This window comes from Segatella copri (assembly GCF_026015625.1).
GTDB classification, from domain to species: Bacteria; Bacteroidota; Bacteroidia; order Bacteroidales; family Bacteroidaceae; genus Prevotella; species Prevotella copri_H.
This window is the reverse complement of record NZ_JAPDVG010000001.1, coordinates 2,587,736-2,604,652: the sequence shown is the minus strand read 5'-3', so window position 1 is coordinate 2,604,652 and position 16,917 is coordinate 2,587,736. Positions and strand designations below refer to the sequence as shown.

Below are 16,917 nucleotides of genomic sequence, written 5' to 3'. Positions count from 1 at the left end.
TATTTATCCTAGCATGTAGCCTACCAGCAGATATCCGTTGCTTATCCACAGATAGAGGGTGATGGCGAGCATCAATCCTCTGAAGGCCCATTTCAGGTTCTTTCCTTTTGCCTTGAGCGCCAGGAAGGCGATGGCGATAGGAAGGGCATACATATAGTGGGCAGTCATGATATATACCTCGTTGATACCGAAGCCCAAACCGATATGGAGGGCAGCATCCATTAGGAAGAATGTCAGGGTGAGCCAGAGGAACTTTGATTTTCTTCCGGCAAGGATGCCAAGTAAGAAAAGCACAACGATGCATGCCTCTACCACATAATTGACCGCAGACTGGTATTTCACGATAACCGGACGGTTGCGCAATACATCGCCCAGAAGGTTCTGCTGGTGCAGCATGATGCTTTCACCGAAGAAATTCTCGACCAGAGTTTGCGAGCGGGAGGTCGTCTTGTCGGTCCAGTTCATGAATTCGCCCTTGGCGATAGGCTTGCCCGTGTTCTTGTTCCATATCTGTTTATGGTCGCGAACATATTTGGCATGCGCTTTATCCTTGATGATTTTCTTGACGGCAGCTTCTACCTTTGCCGAGTCTTTCACGCCAGTGCTGTCGCGGTATTGCTGGTAAATCTTGGCTGTGGCTTCCTTGTTTTTCTTCATCTTAGCCTCGTGTCTTGCCATCTCCTTAGGCCATACGAAGGTGCGGTATTCCCATCTGGCGAAAGCCCACATGAGTGCGGCAGGAAGGATGACTCCTATCAGGAAGTATTTGATACAGAAGAACTTTCTGCCATTGGTGAAAAGGGCGGCAAGATAGGTCTTCAGACCATTGTTGAGCGATACGCCCGCTGTAAATACAAAGAGCAGGATAGTCTGCCAGATGGTAAGTTGTCTGCCTTTCTTCATGCATACGCCTGTGATATACAGGGTACAGAGGAGTATGATCATCGACATAATGAAATGGTCGGGTACCATCGCTGAAACCATCACATAGGCGAAAGAGAAATAGAAGGCAGAGAGCAGGTTGGCATCAAAGCGCTCTGTACCAATCACTTCTCTGAATATACGGTAAAGAAAAATGAAGGAATAGAAGGCGCAGAACACCAGGATAGCTCCCACGACAAACTGAACGCAGTTGATGCCGGTAAGCATTATCAATCCTTGATTTATCTGATTCGGGATATACATGAAGAACGCCAGCAGTGGGTGGCGGTATACGTTATATTCTGTGTCCCAGTGAGATACGATGCTATAGGTAAGCGGGTCGAAACCTGCCACATGGAAGGTCTTGACAAAGAGTTTGTGATAATTATCTGTAATCTGCGAGAACTGGCTGTGGTATTTGATGACAGTCAGGGCATTGAGGGCACATGCTATGATGAGTGCGACGAGTGCTGAAACTCTTTCCTCTTTCTTGATTTTAAAAATATCGAATATCTTTTTCATATCTTTCTTTTATCGTGTTTTGGGAATCCCCTTATTTCTTCAGGAAGAACCTTACCAGGAGGAAGTTTACCGGGATGCAGATGCAGAGGGTGGGTATCATAGCCAGCTGTTTGGCTAGACCCAAGCCTACGAAGAGGTTGAGGCAGAGGGTCTGCATCGAGTAGTTGACGATGTGGGAGAGGGTGAATCCTGCTCCGCGTTTGGCATTCGCCTTTACCTTGAAGGTATAGCGGGTACTGGCGATGAAATTGAAGATGAAACTCACGATATAGGCGATGGTGTTGGCTGTAGTAGCCAGACTGTGGTCGCCCATGTTGGGGATGAAATGGGTCAGTGCCGGCATCATAGCCAGGTAGATGACATATTGCAGTACCGTAGCCAGTCCGCCTACGATTCCGAATCTGATGACTTCGCCCAGCTTCTCTCGCTTGGCATCATCCATATTATTTATCTTGTTCTTGATATTCATGTTGCAAAAGTACTTCAAAATCTCCAAATTACCAAATATATCGTGGTATTATTTATCTCAGCATCTTTTATCTCAGCATCTTTCCTTTTCCGAAGAGATAAGCCAGTCGGGTCTTCTCCATCATCTTGGCGATGCCGATGCTTCCGGCTATAGCGATGAAAATGGTAACGAGGGCAAAACAGATTTCGCTCCTGTCCCAACTAAAGAGGGGATGATAAAACTTGGCTGCCATCGTAAAGATAGGGTGGAAGAGATAGATGGGCAGCGTGTTGCGGCCTATATATAATAAGGTGTCTTCTGTCTTTCGAACGCTGGCATTATCCTGTAGGCGGTTGATGAGGCTGTGTATCCACATCAGGGATGAAATGCAGCACCAGCAGGAGAAGACGATGGCGAGCGTGCCCCAGTCGTACCATTCTTCCATGCCCAGAAGTAGCAGCCAGAGAAGTAGGGCTACCGGTGAAGGACGGAAAATTCTGTCAAAGCCGATATGGCATTGTCTGAGTACCGCTCCGATGAAATAATAGGTGGCGGCACTGGGCGAAAGAGCGGGTGTCTTGGACAGGAGCAGGAGTAGGGTGGCGAAGATGAAGAGGCTTGTGGTGGTGCTCATCGTCGTTTTTCCCTGTCTGAGGGTTCCCCAGGTTGCTCCCTTGAAACTGACGTAATAGAGAATGCCGCAGATAATCATGGTCTGGATGAACCAATAGGGACCGATGGAAGTAACGAATATCTTCTCACAAATCTGAGAGAGTGACAGTTCCGTGATGCCATCTCTCACCGGCATGAAATAGGAGAGTACAGAGAATCCTGTCACCATGATGACATAAGGCAAGGCAAGACACATCAGGTATCTTCCCATCTCCTTTGGGCTTTTCTCGATATTCACGAGATAGCCCGTGATGATGAGGAAGGTAGGCATCATGAAAGAGAGAATGCCTGCCTTGAGATGGGGGTATGCGTTGCCGAAGCTCACGATATGAATCAATATCATGAGAATAATGAGGATGGCTCTTATCCAGTCGATGTCTGTATTCCTTTGTTTCATAATGAATATATTCAAAATCTTTACTTGTTGATGTTACAATTGGGGGCAAATATACATAAAATATTCTTTTCCTCAAAATCTTTTTGCCTAAAATCCCCCAAATTCTCAAAATCTTGCCTGTGTAAGTCTTAAAGAACTGTACGGCACGGGCTGAAAGCTCAAAAGCTCTTAGCCCAAGGGGATAATAGCAATCTACAAGGCATTCTATAGCCAAATCGAAGGAAAATTACTCGATTTGGCTATAATATAACCTATTCTTTAGCCAAATCGAGTTAAAATTCATCGATTTGGCTATAGAATCCTTGTTTTTCTCGGATAATTATCTTATATTTGCACCATCATTAAAGTTAGATTTAAAAGGTATGGAGCAAATTATCGGACGAAAGAAAGAAATCGAGCTGTTGACAGAATATTATCATTCTGGCAAAGCTGAGTTTGTGGCTGTATATGGCAGGCGTCGTATCGGCAAGACTTATCTTGTGAGAAATCTCTTCCGTGATAAGTTTGCCTTTGATATGTCTGGGTCTATAGAGGCACCAGCTGAGGCGCAACTCTCTAATTTCGGGTTTGCGCTGAGGGAATATGGAGATTCCAAACAGCCTATTCCTGCGAATTGGACAGAGGCTTTTGAGGCATTAAAACAGTTGTTAAAGGCAAAAATGAAAGGAGAACGACTCGTTGTTTTTATCGATGAACTACCATGCTTGGATACGCCGAAATCTGGTTTCCAACAGGCTTTTGAGCACTTTTGGAACGGATGGGCAGCTTACCAAAGTGAAATCATGCTTATCGTTTGTGGCAGTGCCACGTCGTGGATGATAGCCAATCTGATAGATAGTCATGGTGGGCTTCATAATAGGATAACGCACGAGATGTATCTTGCTCCTTTTACTCTTCGTGAGACGGAACTGATGCTGCAAGCTTATGGATTCTCATGGACTCGCATTTCTATCCTTCAGATATATAGCATCCTTGGTGGGGTGCCTTATTATCTCAGTTTGTTGGATAAAAAGCAAGGTGTGGAAGGGAATGTCGACAGATTGTTTTTCTCATCCCACGCTGAACTGAAGCGAGAATATGGAAGACTATATTCGTCCTTGTTTAGAAATTCTGAGTCCTATATGCGTGTCATAGAGGTACTTGCCTCATGCAGACAAGGTATGACCCGAAAGGAAATCATGGAGAAATTGAAGCTGAAATCGGGTGGAACTTTGACAAAGGTTCTTAGTGAATTGATAAATTGCGATTTCGTAAGAGGGTATAATACCAGAGATAAGAAGATAAAGCAGAAAGATCAAATCTTTCAGCTCACCGACCTCTATACATTATTTTATATGACGTTTTGCCATCCTGGTACGACGGACACGGAATATTGGACTCACTTGATGGGAAAACCTCGTCAAAATACTTGGTATGGCTTGGCTTTTGAGCGAGTTTGCATGTTGCATATTCCTCAAATCAAGCATTTCTTGGGGATAGACCAAATCCATACCGAGTATTATTCTTGGCGAAGTAAGGTTTCAAAGCCAGCTGCGCAAATCGACTTACTGATAGAACGTGCCGATAATCTCGTGAATCTATGTGAAATCAAGTATTCGCAGATGCCTTACACGATCACTAAGGAGGAGGATATGCGCATTCGTAATCGTATGGCTGATTTCGTGGCAGAAACAGGAATAAAAAGTGGCATTATCCCAACGATGATTACTACTTTTGGCGTGCGCCTTACACAGTATGCAGCCTTGGCTCAAGTACAAATCACAATGGACGACCTGTTCGTATAAACAAATGGTGCAGTGTCGTAAGTCCGTAATACAGGTTCGCAAGTCCGCTAGGCGTTAGTGTGATATGCAAATCCGCAGGAACGCCTAACGGACTTACGAGCTGTTGATTTATGACACACCCTCTTGTGGACCTTCAGCCCGTACTTGAACCAAAAGTTACAGAAAAAGTTTCTATGGTTGCACGCAAGCACATGAAGAAGAATACTCAAGTGGTTCAGTCAGCTAGCTCAAGTGGTTCAGTCAGCTAGCTCAAGTGGTTCAGTCAAGCAACTCAAGTGGTTCAGTCAGCGAGTTCAGACGTCTCAGTTAGCTGATGCAGACGTCTCGATAAGCTTACAGATACGTCTCCGTTAGCCTACGCTGTCATATTCGTAACCCGATGCAGTCATATTCGTAACCCGATGCAGCCATATTCGTAACCCGACGCAGTCATATTCGTAACCCGATGCAGCCATATTCGTAACCCGACGCAGCCATATTTGTAACCCGATGCAGCCTTTATATGAACAAATTTTATGTAATTATCTATCATCCATCACGATTTGCATCTCTTACACATCTTGATATATTGACATACAGACACTTGAATGGCGTGATGGATAGCGTGATGGATATTGTAAACTTTTTGTCAATCTGTCACGCTAAGTAAAAGAGATAATATCCTCATTATCAAATAGTTAAAGTTTTTAAAAACAGAAAACGTGATGAATGTGAGGGATAAAACAGATTTTAAACTAAAAAAATGAGGGTATTCTATTAGATACGCGAGTCCGTTAGGCGTTCTATTAGAAACGCAAGCCCGCTAGGCGTATCTCCCTAACGCCTAGCGGGCTCGCGTATACTTGATACGGCGTTTCGCCGTACATGGGTAGTTGGCAAGATACAGGCTCGTTTCTAGATTCTAAAGGGCTTGTAATGTCCTTTATCGGCGAAGGCGAGCATCTCCTTGTCGCCTCGGCTGTCGCCAAATGCCTCAATATCATATTGCGTGCGGTCGAAAGATAATGAGGGGGTACTGTAGGCATTGGCGGTTGTGGTGGTCAGTGCCTCGCAGATGCGATGCACCTTTTCCTCGCCATAGCAGTTGTTGCTCTTGAACTTGCCGGTAAGTCTGCCGTCAATCACTTCTATCTGGGTGCCTAAAACCCTGACTCCATCCAGGCCGCGAACTTTAAAGAACGGGCGGACCCAATTGTCGATGCTGGCACTCACGATGAAAACCTGAGCACCTGCAACCAGGGCTTCGTGTACCAGCGTAACACCTTTGGGGCGTAACAGATGCTGGTATTCTTCGGCAAAATCGCGGCAGAGCGCATCAAACTTCTCGATACGCATGCCGGCAAAAAGATGGGCAAAGATGAGTTGCTTCGCCTTCCAGTTGGGAAAGAGATGCAGCTTCATCAGCACCAGGAGCGGACTGTACATCAGGAAAACCATCAGAAAACGACCGGTACCCTTGGCATATCTGATGAATTCCAGCAGGGTATCGCTTGTTGTCAGCGTTCCGTCGAAATCGAAACAATATAATTTTTTCTTCATTTTCTTATACGATATAAATAAGGATCAGGAAGGAGAGCAACCAGGCAAGCACGATAAACTGGGTGATGCGGTCGCGCAGGATAATCTTCGTAGGGTCACCACTCTTCTGGTCTACCACAGCAATCTGGATGTATCTCAGCAAACCAACCAGCACAAAGACACTCGTAAGATAGAGATTCTCGGTATGGAAATTCTCGATAACCTCCGGACTCACCGTATACATGATGTAACATACCAGGGTTACGGAAGCCGTAATCGTAATAGCCTGGTTGATGAAAGTGAGGTTGTAGCGGATGGTATTCTTGCGGGGAGCCTCGCCCGTCTTCTCCATGCGCAGCACATCATCGCGGCGCTTGGCAAAACTCATGAAGAGGGTGATGAGGAAGGTCATCAGCACAATCCACTTACTGAGTACGATGCCCGTAGCTACACCACCTGCCAGCAGACGGAGTACGAAACCGAATGCCACGATACACACATCGATGATGGCATATTGCTTGAATTTGGCGCAGTAGCCGAGATTCAGAAGCCAATAGAAGATGATGATTCCCATCGTCTCACATGATCCGAGCAGGCTGCATACACCCATAGAGAGGGCAAACATCAGGAACATCAGTCCGTATGCCTGCTTGATGCTGACCGCTCCCGATGCTATCGGACGATGACACTTGACCGGGTGGCGGCGGTCGGCCTCCACATCATAGATGTCGTTGAAACAATAGATGCTCGATGCGGCAAAACTGTAGGCGAAGAAAGTAATCAGACCCGCCAGCAGAGCATCTGTATGCAACAGGGCGCCGCCAAAGAACAGCGGTAAGAAGATAAAGCCATTCTTGATCCATTGCTTCGGGCGAACCAGTCGCAGCAGCGCAGCAAAACCTTTACTGTCTTCCAATTTATTCTCGTTCATAAAACTCCTATTTTTCTTAATAAATAAATTCCTTTTTACTTGATAAACTTAGCTAACTCTTTAGAAATCCATCCGGCTATCTTGCTCAGAATCCATGCTGCAGGCAGGGTGATGCCTATGCAGATGAAGAAGGTTGGCCAATAGCCCAAGTGATGCGGTTCTAGGTATTTCAGCACGAAGTGGATATGGAGCAGATAACACTCCAGACTCAGCGCTCCCACAAACATGAACCCCTTGTTAAACCAGCTCGGGGTGCGGCGGAAGATGCGGTTCAGCAGCAGGATGCTGGTGATGGTAAGCGGGATATAGAGCATGCGTTCGAGGAAGAGCGGAAACATGCCGTGCTTCTCCTGTTCCAGGAAGATGCTCGCCAGCAGCGTCATCAGGAACATGAGCCATATCATCCATATCGAAGCGCCGTCGAGCGTCTGTTTCTGTCTTACCATCTCACCCATGTTGATGCCGATGAAGAAGATAGGCACGCGGCTCCAGAAAATCTCCAGGTGTCCTACAGCCTGATGTATCGGGGTAACATATTGTACCAGGATGCACCACATGATCATCACCACCGGCAGCCAGCGGTAGATAGGATGGCGCCTGATGAGTTCCATATAGGCAGGGGCAAAGAGATAGAGCATCATCGTAGCCGGGATGTACCAGAAGTTGAGCTCATCATGCAGCCAGAAGCCCCAGTTGATGGTTATCTCGCCAAAGAGATAGATCCAGTTCCAGGTGCTTCCGCCCTGGAAAGCTGGGATATAGAAGAGGCAGGCTATGATGAGCCAGGTAGGGTAGATGCGCAGATAACGGCGGATGAAGAAATGCTTGGCAGAAGGATTCTTCATCCACGAGAACCAGAGACCTATTCCGCTGAGAAAGAGGAACATGTCTACACCGACATTGCCCATTCTGCGAAGCCCGAAAAAGGCATCTTCTCTAGGCAATGCCACATGAAAGAGGATGATGAACAGCATGGCTGCTCCCATCAACTCGCCGCGAAACCGGCTGATATTCGCCAGTTCTATATCTTTTATCTTCCAATTCATGCTGGTATTTCTTTTTTGTTTATTATGGGGGACAGGCGATGGAATCGCCTGGAACGGGGGCGCTTCCTTCTTCCTATTGAAGAGGGTTAGGGCTTCGGGTTTGGAATCTTCTTCATCAGTTGGGTGAAGAGCCAAGCCAGGCAGATGCTCGATATGATGTAGAGGAGCAGGCCGGCATAGATGTCGCCCTGACGGCTGATAGGGATGAATATCTTGCGGGTGATAGGGTGGCATACGAAGAGAGCGGCTGATATGCTGCCCATCCACTCTAATACCTTGTAAATACCTGATAACCAGCTGATGTTCTGGAGTAGGTCAGCTACCAATACGCTCAGCAGACAGAAGAAGAAAGGCACGAAGGTCCAGCCAACCATGCTGCCACTCAGACTATAGATAAGCGACAGACAGAAGATGCAGCCAAAGAAATTGGTGATAGGCGAATGGAAGGTCATCAGAATCTTCTCGCCATAGCGGGCATAGAGGATGCCCAAACCGAATGGCAGCATGCCGCCCATAAAGTTGTAGCGGTAGCGGTTCATCACTTCACTCTCCGGATTGTCAAAGCCCAGGAGGAGCTGGATGACGATGCAGATGGCCATCAATCCTACGGTCCATCCCCAATGGCGGCGATAGAGCAGCAGACGATAGACGATGTAGAGTTGCAGCATCAGACCGAAGAACCAGTACGGACCCGGCCAGATGATGTTATCCGGATTTGGCAATACATTATTGAACATGCCCAGCATCGCAACGATGTCGAGCGCTGCATAGTGGTGAGAGCCAGGCGTGATAAGGTCGAGCATCGTGAATGCCACGAAACCTACTATCATCATCTTGAAGAGCTTCAGATAGTGATAGCGGATAAAGTGGAGCGGTTCGCGCCAGTTGATGCTTCCTGTAAGTTTCTTGCCCGAGATGCTGTACATTCTGGTCTGCTGTTCGGTAGAGAGATGAGGTTTAGCCTCGTATTTCATCACCAGTCCGTAAGCACTCAGGAAGAGAAATACGGGCACACCATAATGGCCGAAGAACGAGAGCAGGTGTACAGGCAGGTTGAGGTCCATGCTGACCATTACCTGGTTCAGCCAGTCAACATTGTGCTGGAAGTATTGATACTCGTTCTCCTTGACAATAGGTCCCAGCCAATGGCAGTAGTTATGCAAGAAGATGCCGATGATGGCGAGTCCTCTCAGGGCATTGCATGCCGGGCGTGATAGAATAGCACTATTCATAATCAGTTTCTCCTTTCTTTCTTTTTTACCTTTTTACTTTCTTCCTTTTTTATCTTTTCCAGATGCGCATCACGAAGTTTGTCGTAATCGGCAGAGTTTTTGAGGATACGTGGTCGCATCTCGTCATATTTCGGACTCAGAATGTTATATTCCTCCTTATAGGTAGGTGTCTCAATGCCAGCCAGATACAGCAGAAGATGAGGCAGGGCATCGGTCATGAAGCGCTTGTCCTTAGCCTTGCGTATCTGACGGTAGATATCGCGGTGGTTCCTGATATATTTTGGCGAACAGTATATCCAGAACGGAATTTCAAACTCATAGTGAGCCAGCGGCCAGTCGATTTCTGCAGAGTGGTTACGACAGATGAAGCCACGGTTCTCTTCGTAGCATTCCTCGCCATGGTCGGGCACGTAGATGACGATGGCATCCTGCTTCTGGAAACGCTTCACAATCTGGGCTACGATAGAGTCGTTGTAGAGGGTGGCGTTATCGTAATGACTCAACATCTTGCGCTGGGCATTGGTCAGTTCAGGGCGCTTGTCTTCATAACTGCTTGCCCAGAACCGGGCTTGCTTCGTGCGGTAGCGCTGCTTATAGTTTACATGCTGGCCCATCAGGTGGAAGATGGTGAGGTTGTGCTCCTTCTGGAAGTTCTTCAGACTGTCATCGTAATCCTTCAGCAATCCGTCGTCCAGGTCGTGGAGCTGGGTGTTGCGATGGTCGAACTGAAGTTTGCTCAGTTCCGGGTTGTTTAGGAAGAAACCGCCGCTGAAGTCGTAAACCGCCTCCTTTGCCTGTGGCAGGAATTCGTTGGTGATGAAGGTTACGTTGTAGCCTGCCTTTCGGAACACTTCAGGGAAGAGCGGATAGTCGCACCATTCGCCTTTCTCGCCTACCACATGGGTAGAGAGCATGTTCTTGAAAACGAAACTGGTCAGGTTCCAGCAGGTTACCACATCGGTAAACTTGGTGAGTTTGCGCGATTTCTCCAAGGCTACCTGCTGTGGAGTGGTATCCATAAAATAGCCGTACTGCTGGGAATGATGGCGGCCGAAGCTTTCGCCGATAATCAGCACGATGTTTGGCGAGCGGTAGCTGCAGCTGTCAACCTTTACTTCGTGGGCAGCATGAATGAGTTGGGTAATCTGATGCGCAGCCAGCTGGTTGGCATAGATACTGAATTGGAGTCGGTAGACAGGCAGATAGAGTACAGCATGATCCTTTTCTGTCAGGATATGCTCTACTTCGCCTATCGTTCTACCGTTCATGAGTTTATGGTAAGCCATCTTGTTGTGCCAGGAGGTGCAGCATCCTATGATGAAGATGATGAGGCATAGGATTCCGAAGCTGGCAGGCATGGCTGCAGTCATGCGGGGGATAGCCATCAGCCGTTTCTTGACAGAAGCCAACTCCAGAACGGTAATGATGAAAACGTATAGCTTGATGAGTTGCTTGCGGAAGATGGCGATGAGAATCTGGATGAGAGCCAGAAGCAGAATCCAGCCCACACTACTGAAGAGAACCTCGGCAGAGATGAGGGCTGAGAGAAAACTGCTAGCCTCCGAACTGTTGGTCTCGCCCACCAGCATCAGCATAGAAGGGTTGAGCGTAGAGCCGAAATTCACATAGCAATAGGTGTCGGCGGCAGCTGTACTATATAATATAAGGTATAGTACGGCACGCAGACCCCAGCGCACCTTCTTGGGGAAGATGGCGACAACGGCACACACCACATAGAGGTCGACAAAGAGTTCCAGGAACAGGTTGTCGTATAAAGTCCCCTTGGCAGGTGTAGTCACGATAGAACTGATCATGCCCAGCAGGTACATGAACACAAAGAAGTTGGCATTTCTGCGAATCGGCGCAGAAGCCACGTTCAGACACTTCTTAATGATTTCTTTCCAACTCATTTTTTGCTGTTTGTTGTTTAAATATGATTTAAAGCGGTTTCGGAGAGAGGGATGCCTAGAGCTGCCTGTAGTTTCTGACAGCCAGTTGCTCGATGCATTCCGGCACCATTCCCCTGATGCTTTTCTCCTCTTTGATACGCTTTCTGATTTCCGTGCTGCTGATGTTGAGCAGTGGAGTTTCTACGATGGTAACGCCTTTTGGCACATTGCCTATGCTGGCTCCCTGGCGCGGATAAACCACGATGGGATAGTGGGCTAGAATGTCGTCGTGGTGGTACCACTTGTCGAAAGCAGCCCAGTTGTCGCCACCAATCAGCAGGGTGAACTCGTTTTCGGGGTAATCCTTGCTGATGGCTTGCAGCGTGTGCCAGGTATAAGATGGCTTAGGCAGGCGGAACTCGTAGTCGCATGCCTTCAGTTGTGGCTCGTGCTCCAGCGCTTTTTCTACCATTTCCAGGCGCAGCTGGTCGTCGAGCAAGTCGGTAGCGGTCTTCTTGAATGGGTTCATGGGCGAAACCATGAACCACACCTCATCCAGGCAGGCCTTCTCGCAAAGGCTTTTCGCCAATGCAATATGGCCCGTATGGATGGGGTTGAAGCTACCGCCAAAGATTCCTACCTTCTTCATTTCTTACTCTGCGTCTAGGAAGGCCTTGACGAGCTGATAAACCTCCTGCTGAGCCTTCTCCAGGTCATCGTTTATGACCACGTGGTCAAACTGAGGGGCGAAGGTCAACTCATAGCTTGCCTTGGCAAGGCGCTGCTCAATCACCTCAGGCGCATCAGTATTGCGGCCAACCAGACGGCGGCGCAATTCCTCTACCGAAGGTGGCTGGACAAAGATGCTCAAGGCACGCTCGCCATAAAACTTCTTGATGTTTACACCACCCTTCACGTCAACATCGAAAATCACCGACTCGTCCTTGGCAAGCTGGTTTTCTACCTGTGACTTCAGGGTGCCGTAGAATCTGTCCTTGTAAACCTCCTCATACTCCAGGAACTCGTCAGCCTCAATCTTAGCCTTGAATTCCTCTGGAGAGAGGAAGAAATACTCTACACCATTCTGTTCTGTACCGCGCGGAGCACGAGAGGTGCAGCTGATAGAGAAAGCCAGCTTCAATTCCGGGTGCTCTTTCATCAGCCAGTTTACTATTGTGCTCTTACCGCTGCCCGATGGGGCGCTGAAAATTAACAATCCGTTCTTCATTTTTTCTTCTTCTTTTCTTTATTTGCTGTTTGATAGGGGGCTTTTTGGATAGGCGATAATCGCCTGGAACGGGGGCGAGGCTTTCAAAAACGCCACTTGAGGGGGCTTTTGAGGCGGCTCTTGGGGGAGAGAGGAGGTGCCTGTCTCTTGTTTAGAGGGCATTCAGCACCTGCTCCTTGATCTGCTCCAGTTCGTCCTTCATCTTCACCACGATGTTCTGCATCTCAGCCTGGTTGCTCTTAGAGCCGGTGGTGTTGATTTCGCGTCCCATTTCCTGTGCGATGAAACCGAGTTTCTTTCCTACACCATGACCTTCCTCATTCATGGTCTCGCGGAAATACTTCAGGTGGTTGGCAAGGCGCTGCTTCTCCTCGCTGATGTCGAGCTTCTCGATGTAGTAGATGAGTTCCTGCTCCAGGCGGTTCTTGTCGTAATCCACATTCGGAATCTGCTGCAGGCCGTTAACGATGTTCTGTCTGATCTTCTCCACGCGAGCCTTCTCGTATGGTTCGATGCTAGCCAGGAGAGTCTGGATGTTATCCACCTTCTCTGTGAATTTCTTCTGAAGAGCGGCTCCTTCCTGCTTGCGGAAGGCTACGAGATGGTTCACAGCCTCGCAAATTGCATTTTTTGCCACTTCCCACTCCTCATCGCTCAATTCTTCCACATCCGTCTTCGTTGTTACATCCGGAAGACGCAACAGAGTGCTGTACCAGTCGGTTGGCTCAGGAATGCCTGTTTCAGCCGAAATCTTCTTGATTTGCTGGTAATAATTCTGTACAAGCGCCGCGTTGATAGGAGTGGCATCTGTAGTAGCATCCTTATCAATCCAGATGGCGAAGTCAACCTTGCCTCTTTCTAGATTTTTAGAGATATACTGACGGATTTCCATCTCCTTCTCTCTATAGAGCGGAGCAATACGAGTAGAGAGGTCAAGAGTCTTGCTATTTAATGACTTTATCTCTACATTAATCTTCTTTGTTTTAAAGGCCGCGGTAGCTTTTCCGAAGCCTGTCATTGACTGTATCATATAATCTTTCGCGTTAAATTTCTGCAAAAGTACAAAAAAAAGCGAGAAAATGAGTATATTTGCACCTTATTTAAGAATATATTTTTTAATTATGTCGTGTATTTTGAATATTGAGACGAGTACGGACGTGTGCTCAGTGGCAATTAGTGATAGTGGACAGGTGATTTTCAACCAGGAAGATCACACAGGTCCGAACCATGCTGTTAAGTTGGGTGTGTTTGTGGATGAGGCTCTTGATTTCCTCGATTCTCATGGTCTTCCGCTGGAGGCTGTGGCGGTAAGTTGTGGTCCGGGTTCCTATACCGGATTGCGTATCGGTGTGAGTATGGCGAAGGGCATCTGTTATGGTCGCGGTGTGAAACTCATCGCTGTTCCAACACTCGAACTGATGGCAGTGCCTGTATTGCTTGGCGAACATCCTGAGGAGGAAGACGCCCTCATCGTACCTATGCTCGACGCCCGCCGCATGGAGGTATATGCCGAAGTGCTCGACCGCGCCCTGAAGGTGGTTCGCCCTATTCAGGCTGATATTGTGGATGCTGATACCTACAAGGAATATCTGGACCAGCATCATGTGTACTTCTTCGGAAATGGCGCTGCCAAGTGTATGGAGACCATCAACCATCCGAATGCTCACCTCGTAGAGGGCATTGAGCCTTTGGCTAAGAATATGGCTCCGCTGGCAGAGAAGCGTTTTGTAGAGGGCAAGTTCGAAGATGTGGCATATTTCGTGCCTTTCTATCTCAAGGATTTCGTGGCTAAGATGCCAAAGAAACTGCTCTAGAATTATTGATTATATAAAATATTTAAGAATGAATATAGAAGGATTAGACTATAATACCCAGAGAGCTAAGCTCATTCTGCCTGAGTATGGCCGTGAGATTCAGCAGATGGTAGACCATTGTCTGACGCTTACCGACCGTGAAGAGCGCCAGCGCTGTGCAGAGACCATTATTGCTGTCATGGACCGTATGTTCCCTGAGAACAGAGGGGTAGAGGACCATGAGCAGAAACTCTGGGACCAGCTTGCCATCATGAGCAATTTCCAGCTCGACATCGATTTCCCTTATGATGTATCGGATGCTGTGAAGATAGCAACCAAGCCGGAGCCTTTGCCATATCCTATGCAGCACATCCCGGTGCGCCATTATGGAGCTATGCTCTTCGAGATTTTCGAAAAGCTGAAGACGATGGAACCAAGTGAGGAGCGCGATAAACTCGTGGAGCTTACTGCCAACCAGATGCATCGCGACCTGGTAACCTGGAGCCATGGCTCCAGTGATGTAGCCAAGGTAGCTTCCGATCTGGCACGTTTTACCGATGGCAATATCCAGCTCGATCTCGATACCTTCGTTTTCGAGAAGATTGAGGCGCAGCCTAAGAATGTAAATAATAATAAGAAGAAAAAGTAATCCACATTATTATATATAGTAGACAAGCTTATGGAGTCTTTCATCATAGAGGGCGGTCATCCGCTCAAAGGTACTATCACACCTCAGGGCGCCAAGAACGAGGCGCTGCAGGTTATCTGTACCACAATCCTTACCGACGAACCTGTGCGCATCACCAACGTGCCGGACATTCTGGATGTGAACAACCTGATTAAGTTGCTCCAGGAGATAGGTGTCAAGGTAACCAAGCACAGTCGTCACGACTATACATTCCAAAGTGATGAGTTGAAACTCGATTATCTCGACAGTCTGGAGTTTGTTAAGAAATGTTCTTCTCTTCGTGGTAGTGTGCTCATGATAGGTCCGCTGCTCGGTAGATGTGGCAAGGCTACCATAGCTCAGCCGGGAGGCGATAAGATAGGTCGTCGCCGTCTGGATACCCACTTCCTGGGCTTCAAGTATCTGGGCGCCAACTTCGTTCACGATGATGAGCGTAATGTTTACCAGATACAGGCAAAGAAGCTGAAGGGCTGCTATATGTTGCTCGATGAGGCTTCGGTTACCGGTACCGCCAATATCATCATGGCATCAGTATTGGCAAAGGGCACTACCACCATTTATAATGCAGCTTGCGAACCATATATCCAGCAGCTCTGCCATCTGCTCAATGCGATGGGTGCTCAGATCAGCGGCATCGCCAGCAACCTGCTCACCATCGTGGGTGTTGATAAACTGCATGGTGCCGAGCATCGCATCTTGCCTGATATGATTGAGGTAGGTTCGTTCATCGGCATGGCGGCAATGTGTGGCGAAGGTGTGCGCATCAAGAATGTGTCTGTCAAGGATTTGGGCATTATTCCTGATGCATTCCGCCGCCTGGGAGTGAAGATAAAGATAGAGGACGATGACCTTGTGATTCCAGAACAGAAACATTATGTCATCGATTCATTTATTGACGGCACCATCATGACGCTTGCCGATGCCCCTTGGCCAGGACTCACTCCTGACCTTCTTTCCGTGCTCCTCGTAGTGGCTACCCAGGCTCGCGGCAGCGTCCTCTTCCATCAGAAGATGTTCGAGAGCCGCCTCTTCTTCGTGGATAAACTGATTGATATGGGTGCGCAGATTATTCTCTGTGATCCTCACCGTGCTGTGGTGGTTGGTCATGACCATAAGATCAAACTGCGTGCTGGCAGAATGACCAGTCCTGATATCCGTGCCGGTATTGCCCTGCTGATTGCTGCCATGAGTGCCAACGGTACCAGCCGCATTGCCAATATCGCCCAGATAGACCGTGGTTATGAGGATATCGAGCATCGCCTTAATGCGCTGGGTGCCAAAATTACCCGTGTCAGTGATTAATCAATGTTAAATGTTGAATGTTGAATGATTAGACGTGACGAAGTATATAAGATAGGCAAGTTGGGAAAACCTCATGGCGTGAAGGGCGAGATTACTTTCGCCATTACAGATGATGTTTTCGACCGTGTAGATGCCGAGTACCTGGTACTCGACATCGATGGCATCCTCGTGCCTTTCTATTTAGAGGAATATCGTTTTAAGAACGATGAGAATGTGCTCGTGAAGTTTGAGGATATCGATACCCAAGAGCAGGCACGCAACTATACCGGTTGCGAGGTTTTCTTCCCACGTCATCTCTCTGACAGTGATGAAGAGAACATGAGCTGGGCAGAAATCATCGGTTTCCATCTGGTAGATGCCGTAAGCGGCAAGGTGGTAGGTACCATAGAACATGTAGACGATTCTACCCTCAACCTTCTTTTCGAGGTAACAACCGATGCAGGTGATGAAATCCTCATCCCTGCCAGCAACGACCTCATCGAAGAGGTGAGCGCTGAAAAGAAAGAAATCAGAATGGCGATTCCGGAAGGATTGCTCGACTTATAA

16 protein-coding genes are annotated in these 16,917 nt (G+C 47.8%); 5 read left to right on the top strand and 11 right to left on the bottom strand.

Annotated elements, in window-relative coordinates; genetic code table 11:
• Positions 1-3: 3 nt before the first annotated feature.
• The 3 genes from ONT19_RS10925 to ONT19_RS10915 all read right to left on the bottom strand — a co-directional run bounded on the left by ONT19_RS10925 (position 4) and on the right by ONT19_RS10915 (position 2,960).
• Positions 4-1,443 carry a DUF6080 domain-containing protein gene (locus tag ONT19_RS10925; protein WP_264951956.1) on the bottom strand — a complete coding sequence of 480 codons (1,440 nt, stop codon included), beginning with the start codon at positions 1,441-1,443 and terminating at the stop codon, positions 4-6.
• Positions 1,444-1,474: 31 nt separating this feature from the next.
• A complete protein-coding gene (locus tag ONT19_RS10920) occupies positions 1,475-1,912 on the bottom strand; it encodes a GtrA family protein (RefSeq protein ID WP_153080216.1) in 438 nt (145 codons plus the stop codon).
• Positions 1,913-1,979: 67 nt separating this feature from the next.
• Entirely contained in the window at positions 1,980-2,960 is a 981-nt protein-coding gene (locus ONT19_RS10915) for an acyltransferase family protein (RefSeq protein ID WP_264951955.1), read from the bottom strand.
• 362 nt (positions 2,961-3,322) lie between these two features.
• Here ONT19_RS10915 and ONT19_RS10910 point away from each other — a divergent pair, with 362 nt between their 5' ends.
• Positions 3,323-4,744 (top strand): ATP-binding protein, encoded by a 1,422-nt coding sequence (locus tag ONT19_RS10910; protein WP_264951954.1) that lies wholly within the window; start codon positions 3,323-3,325, stop codon positions 4,742-4,744.
• A gap of 894 nt (positions 4,745-5,638) precedes the next feature.
• Here ONT19_RS10910 and ONT19_RS10905 read toward each other — a convergent pair.
• From ONT19_RS10905 to ONT19_RS10870, 8 genes are all read right to left on the bottom strand, one after another.
• Positions 5,639-6,283: a haloacid dehalogenase-like hydrolase gene (locus ONT19_RS10905; protein WP_264951953.1), complete on the bottom strand. Its 645-nt coding sequence runs from the start codon at positions 6,281-6,283 to the stop codon at positions 5,639-5,641.
• 4 nt (positions 6,284-6,287) lie between these two features.
• The gene (locus tag ONT19_RS10900; RefSeq protein ID WP_264951952.1) at positions 6,288-7,193 is read right to left on the bottom strand and encodes a decaprenyl-phosphate phosphoribosyltransferase; all 906 of its coding nucleotides are present in this window, start codon (positions 7,191-7,193) and stop codon (positions 6,288-6,290) included.
• A gap of 35 nt (positions 7,194-7,228) precedes the next feature.
• Positions 7,229-8,239: an acyltransferase family protein gene (locus ONT19_RS10895; protein WP_264951951.1), complete on the bottom strand. Its 1,011-nt coding sequence runs from the start codon at positions 8,237-8,239 to the stop codon at positions 7,229-7,231.
• 86 nt (positions 8,240-8,325) lie between these two features.
• Positions 8,326-9,471 carry an acyltransferase family protein gene (locus tag ONT19_RS10890; RefSeq protein ID WP_264951950.1) on the bottom strand — a complete coding sequence of 382 codons (1,146 nt, stop codon included), beginning with the start codon at positions 9,469-9,471 and terminating at the stop codon, positions 8,326-8,328.
• A 2-nt stretch (positions 9,472-9,473) separates the two neighbouring features.
• Positions 9,474-11,381 (bottom strand): phosphoethanolamine transferase, encoded by a 1,908-nt coding sequence (locus ONT19_RS10885; protein ID WP_153080211.1) that lies wholly within the window; start codon positions 11,379-11,381, stop codon positions 9,474-9,476.
• 55 nt (positions 11,382-11,436) lie between these two features.
• Complete coding sequence (gene nadD, locus ONT19_RS10880; protein ID WP_264951949.1) at positions 11,437-12,009, bottom strand: nicotinate (nicotinamide) nucleotide adenylyltransferase; 573 nt, start codon at positions 12,007-12,009, stop codon at positions 11,437-11,439.
• 3 nt (positions 12,010-12,012) lie between these two features.
• Complete coding sequence (gene gmk, locus ONT19_RS10875; protein ID WP_264951948.1) at positions 12,013-12,588, bottom strand: guanylate kinase; 576 nt, start codon at positions 12,586-12,588, stop codon at positions 12,013-12,015.
• Positions 12,589-12,739: 151 nt separating this feature from the next.
• Positions 12,740-13,618, bottom strand: coding sequence for a YicC/YloC family endoribonuclease (locus ONT19_RS10870; protein ID WP_022120347.1), 879 nt, complete (start codon positions 13,616-13,618; stop codon positions 12,740-12,742).
• A 91-nt stretch (positions 13,619-13,709) separates the two neighbouring features.
• Between ONT19_RS10870 and tsaB the strand changes: the two genes are divergently transcribed.
• From tsaB to rimM, 4 genes are read left to right on the top strand one after another with little or no spacing between them, the layout of a single operon-like run.
• Positions 13,710-14,402, top strand: coding sequence for a tRNA (adenosine(37)-N6)-threonylcarbamoyltransferase complex dimerization subunit type 1 TsaB (gene tsaB / locus ONT19_RS10865; protein ID WP_040553267.1), 693 nt, complete (start codon positions 13,710-13,712; stop codon positions 14,400-14,402).
• A gap of 28 nt (positions 14,403-14,430) precedes the next feature.
• Positions 14,431-15,030, top strand: a complete 600-nt coding sequence (locus ONT19_RS10860) for a DUF4290 domain-containing protein (protein ID WP_006847970.1) — start codon at positions 14,431-14,433, stop codon at positions 15,028-15,030.
• Positions 15,031-15,060: 30 nt separating this feature from the next.
• On the top strand, positions 15,061-16,371 hold the full coding sequence (murA, locus tag ONT19_RS10855) for a UDP-N-acetylglucosamine 1-carboxyvinyltransferase (protein ID WP_022121310.1): 1,311 nt from the start codon (positions 15,061-15,063) through the stop codon (positions 16,369-16,371).
• A gap of 24 nt (positions 16,372-16,395) precedes the next feature.
• Positions 16,396-16,917 carry a ribosome maturation factor RimM gene (gene rimM, locus ONT19_RS10850; RefSeq protein ID WP_117728768.1) on the top strand — a complete coding sequence of 174 codons (522 nt, stop codon included), beginning with the start codon at positions 16,396-16,398 and terminating at the stop codon, positions 16,915-16,917.

Coding starts and splice junctions, on each gene's coding strand:
- ONT19_RS10915 (WP_264951955.1), bottom strand. CDS start 2,960: ATGAAACAAAGGAATACAGACATCGACTGGATAAGAGCCATCCTCATT.
- ONT19_RS10920 (WP_153080216.1), bottom strand. CDS start 1,912: ATGAATATCAAGAACAAGATAAATAATATGGATGATGCCAAGCGAGAG.
- ONT19_RS10890 (WP_264951950.1), bottom strand. CDS start 9,471: ATGAATAGTGCTATTCTATCACGCCCGGCATGCAATGCCCTGAGAGGA.
- gmk (WP_264951948.1), bottom strand. CDS start 12,588: ATGAAGAACGGATTGTTAATTTTCAGCGCCCCATCGGGCAGCGGTAAG.
- ONT19_RS10900 (WP_264951952.1), bottom strand. CDS start 7,193: ATGAACGAGAATAAATTGGAAGACAGTAAAGGTTTTGCTGCGCTGCTG.
- ONT19_RS10905 (WP_264951953.1), bottom strand. CDS start 6,283: ATGAAGAAAAAATTATATTGTTTCGATTTCGACGGAACGCTGACAACA.
- rimM (WP_117728768.1), top strand. CDS start 16,396: ATGATTAGACGTGACGAAGTATATAAGATAGGCAAGTTGGGAAAACCT.
- tsaB (WP_040553267.1), top strand. CDS start 13,710: ATGTCGTGTATTTTGAATATTGAGACGAGTACGGACGTGTGCTCAGTG.
- ONT19_RS10895 (WP_264951951.1), bottom strand. CDS start 8,239: ATGAATTGGAAGATAAAAGATATAGAACTGGCGAATATCAGCCGGTTT.
- ONT19_RS10910 (WP_264951954.1), top strand. CDS start 3,323: ATGGAGCAAATTATCGGACGAAAGAAAGAAATCGAGCTGTTGACAGAA.
- murA (WP_022121310.1), top strand. CDS start 15,061: ATGGAGTCTTTCATCATAGAGGGCGGTCATCCGCTCAAAGGTACTATC.
- nadD (WP_264951949.1), bottom strand. CDS start 12,009: ATGAAGAAGGTAGGAATCTTTGGCGGTAGCTTCAACCCCATCCATACG.
- ONT19_RS10885 (WP_153080211.1), bottom strand. CDS start 11,381: ATGAGTTGGAAAGAAATCATTAAGAAGTGTCTGAACGTGGCTTCTGCG.
- ONT19_RS10925 (WP_264951956.1), bottom strand. CDS start 1,443: ATGAAAAAGATATTCGATATTTTTAAAATCAAGAAAGAGGAAAGAGTT.
- ONT19_RS10860 (WP_006847970.1), top strand. CDS start 14,431: ATGAATATAGAAGGATTAGACTATAATACCCAGAGAGCTAAGCTCATT.
- ONT19_RS10870 (WP_022120347.1), bottom strand. CDS start 13,618: ATGATACAGTCAATGACAGGCTTCGGAAAAGCTACCGCGGCCTTTAAA.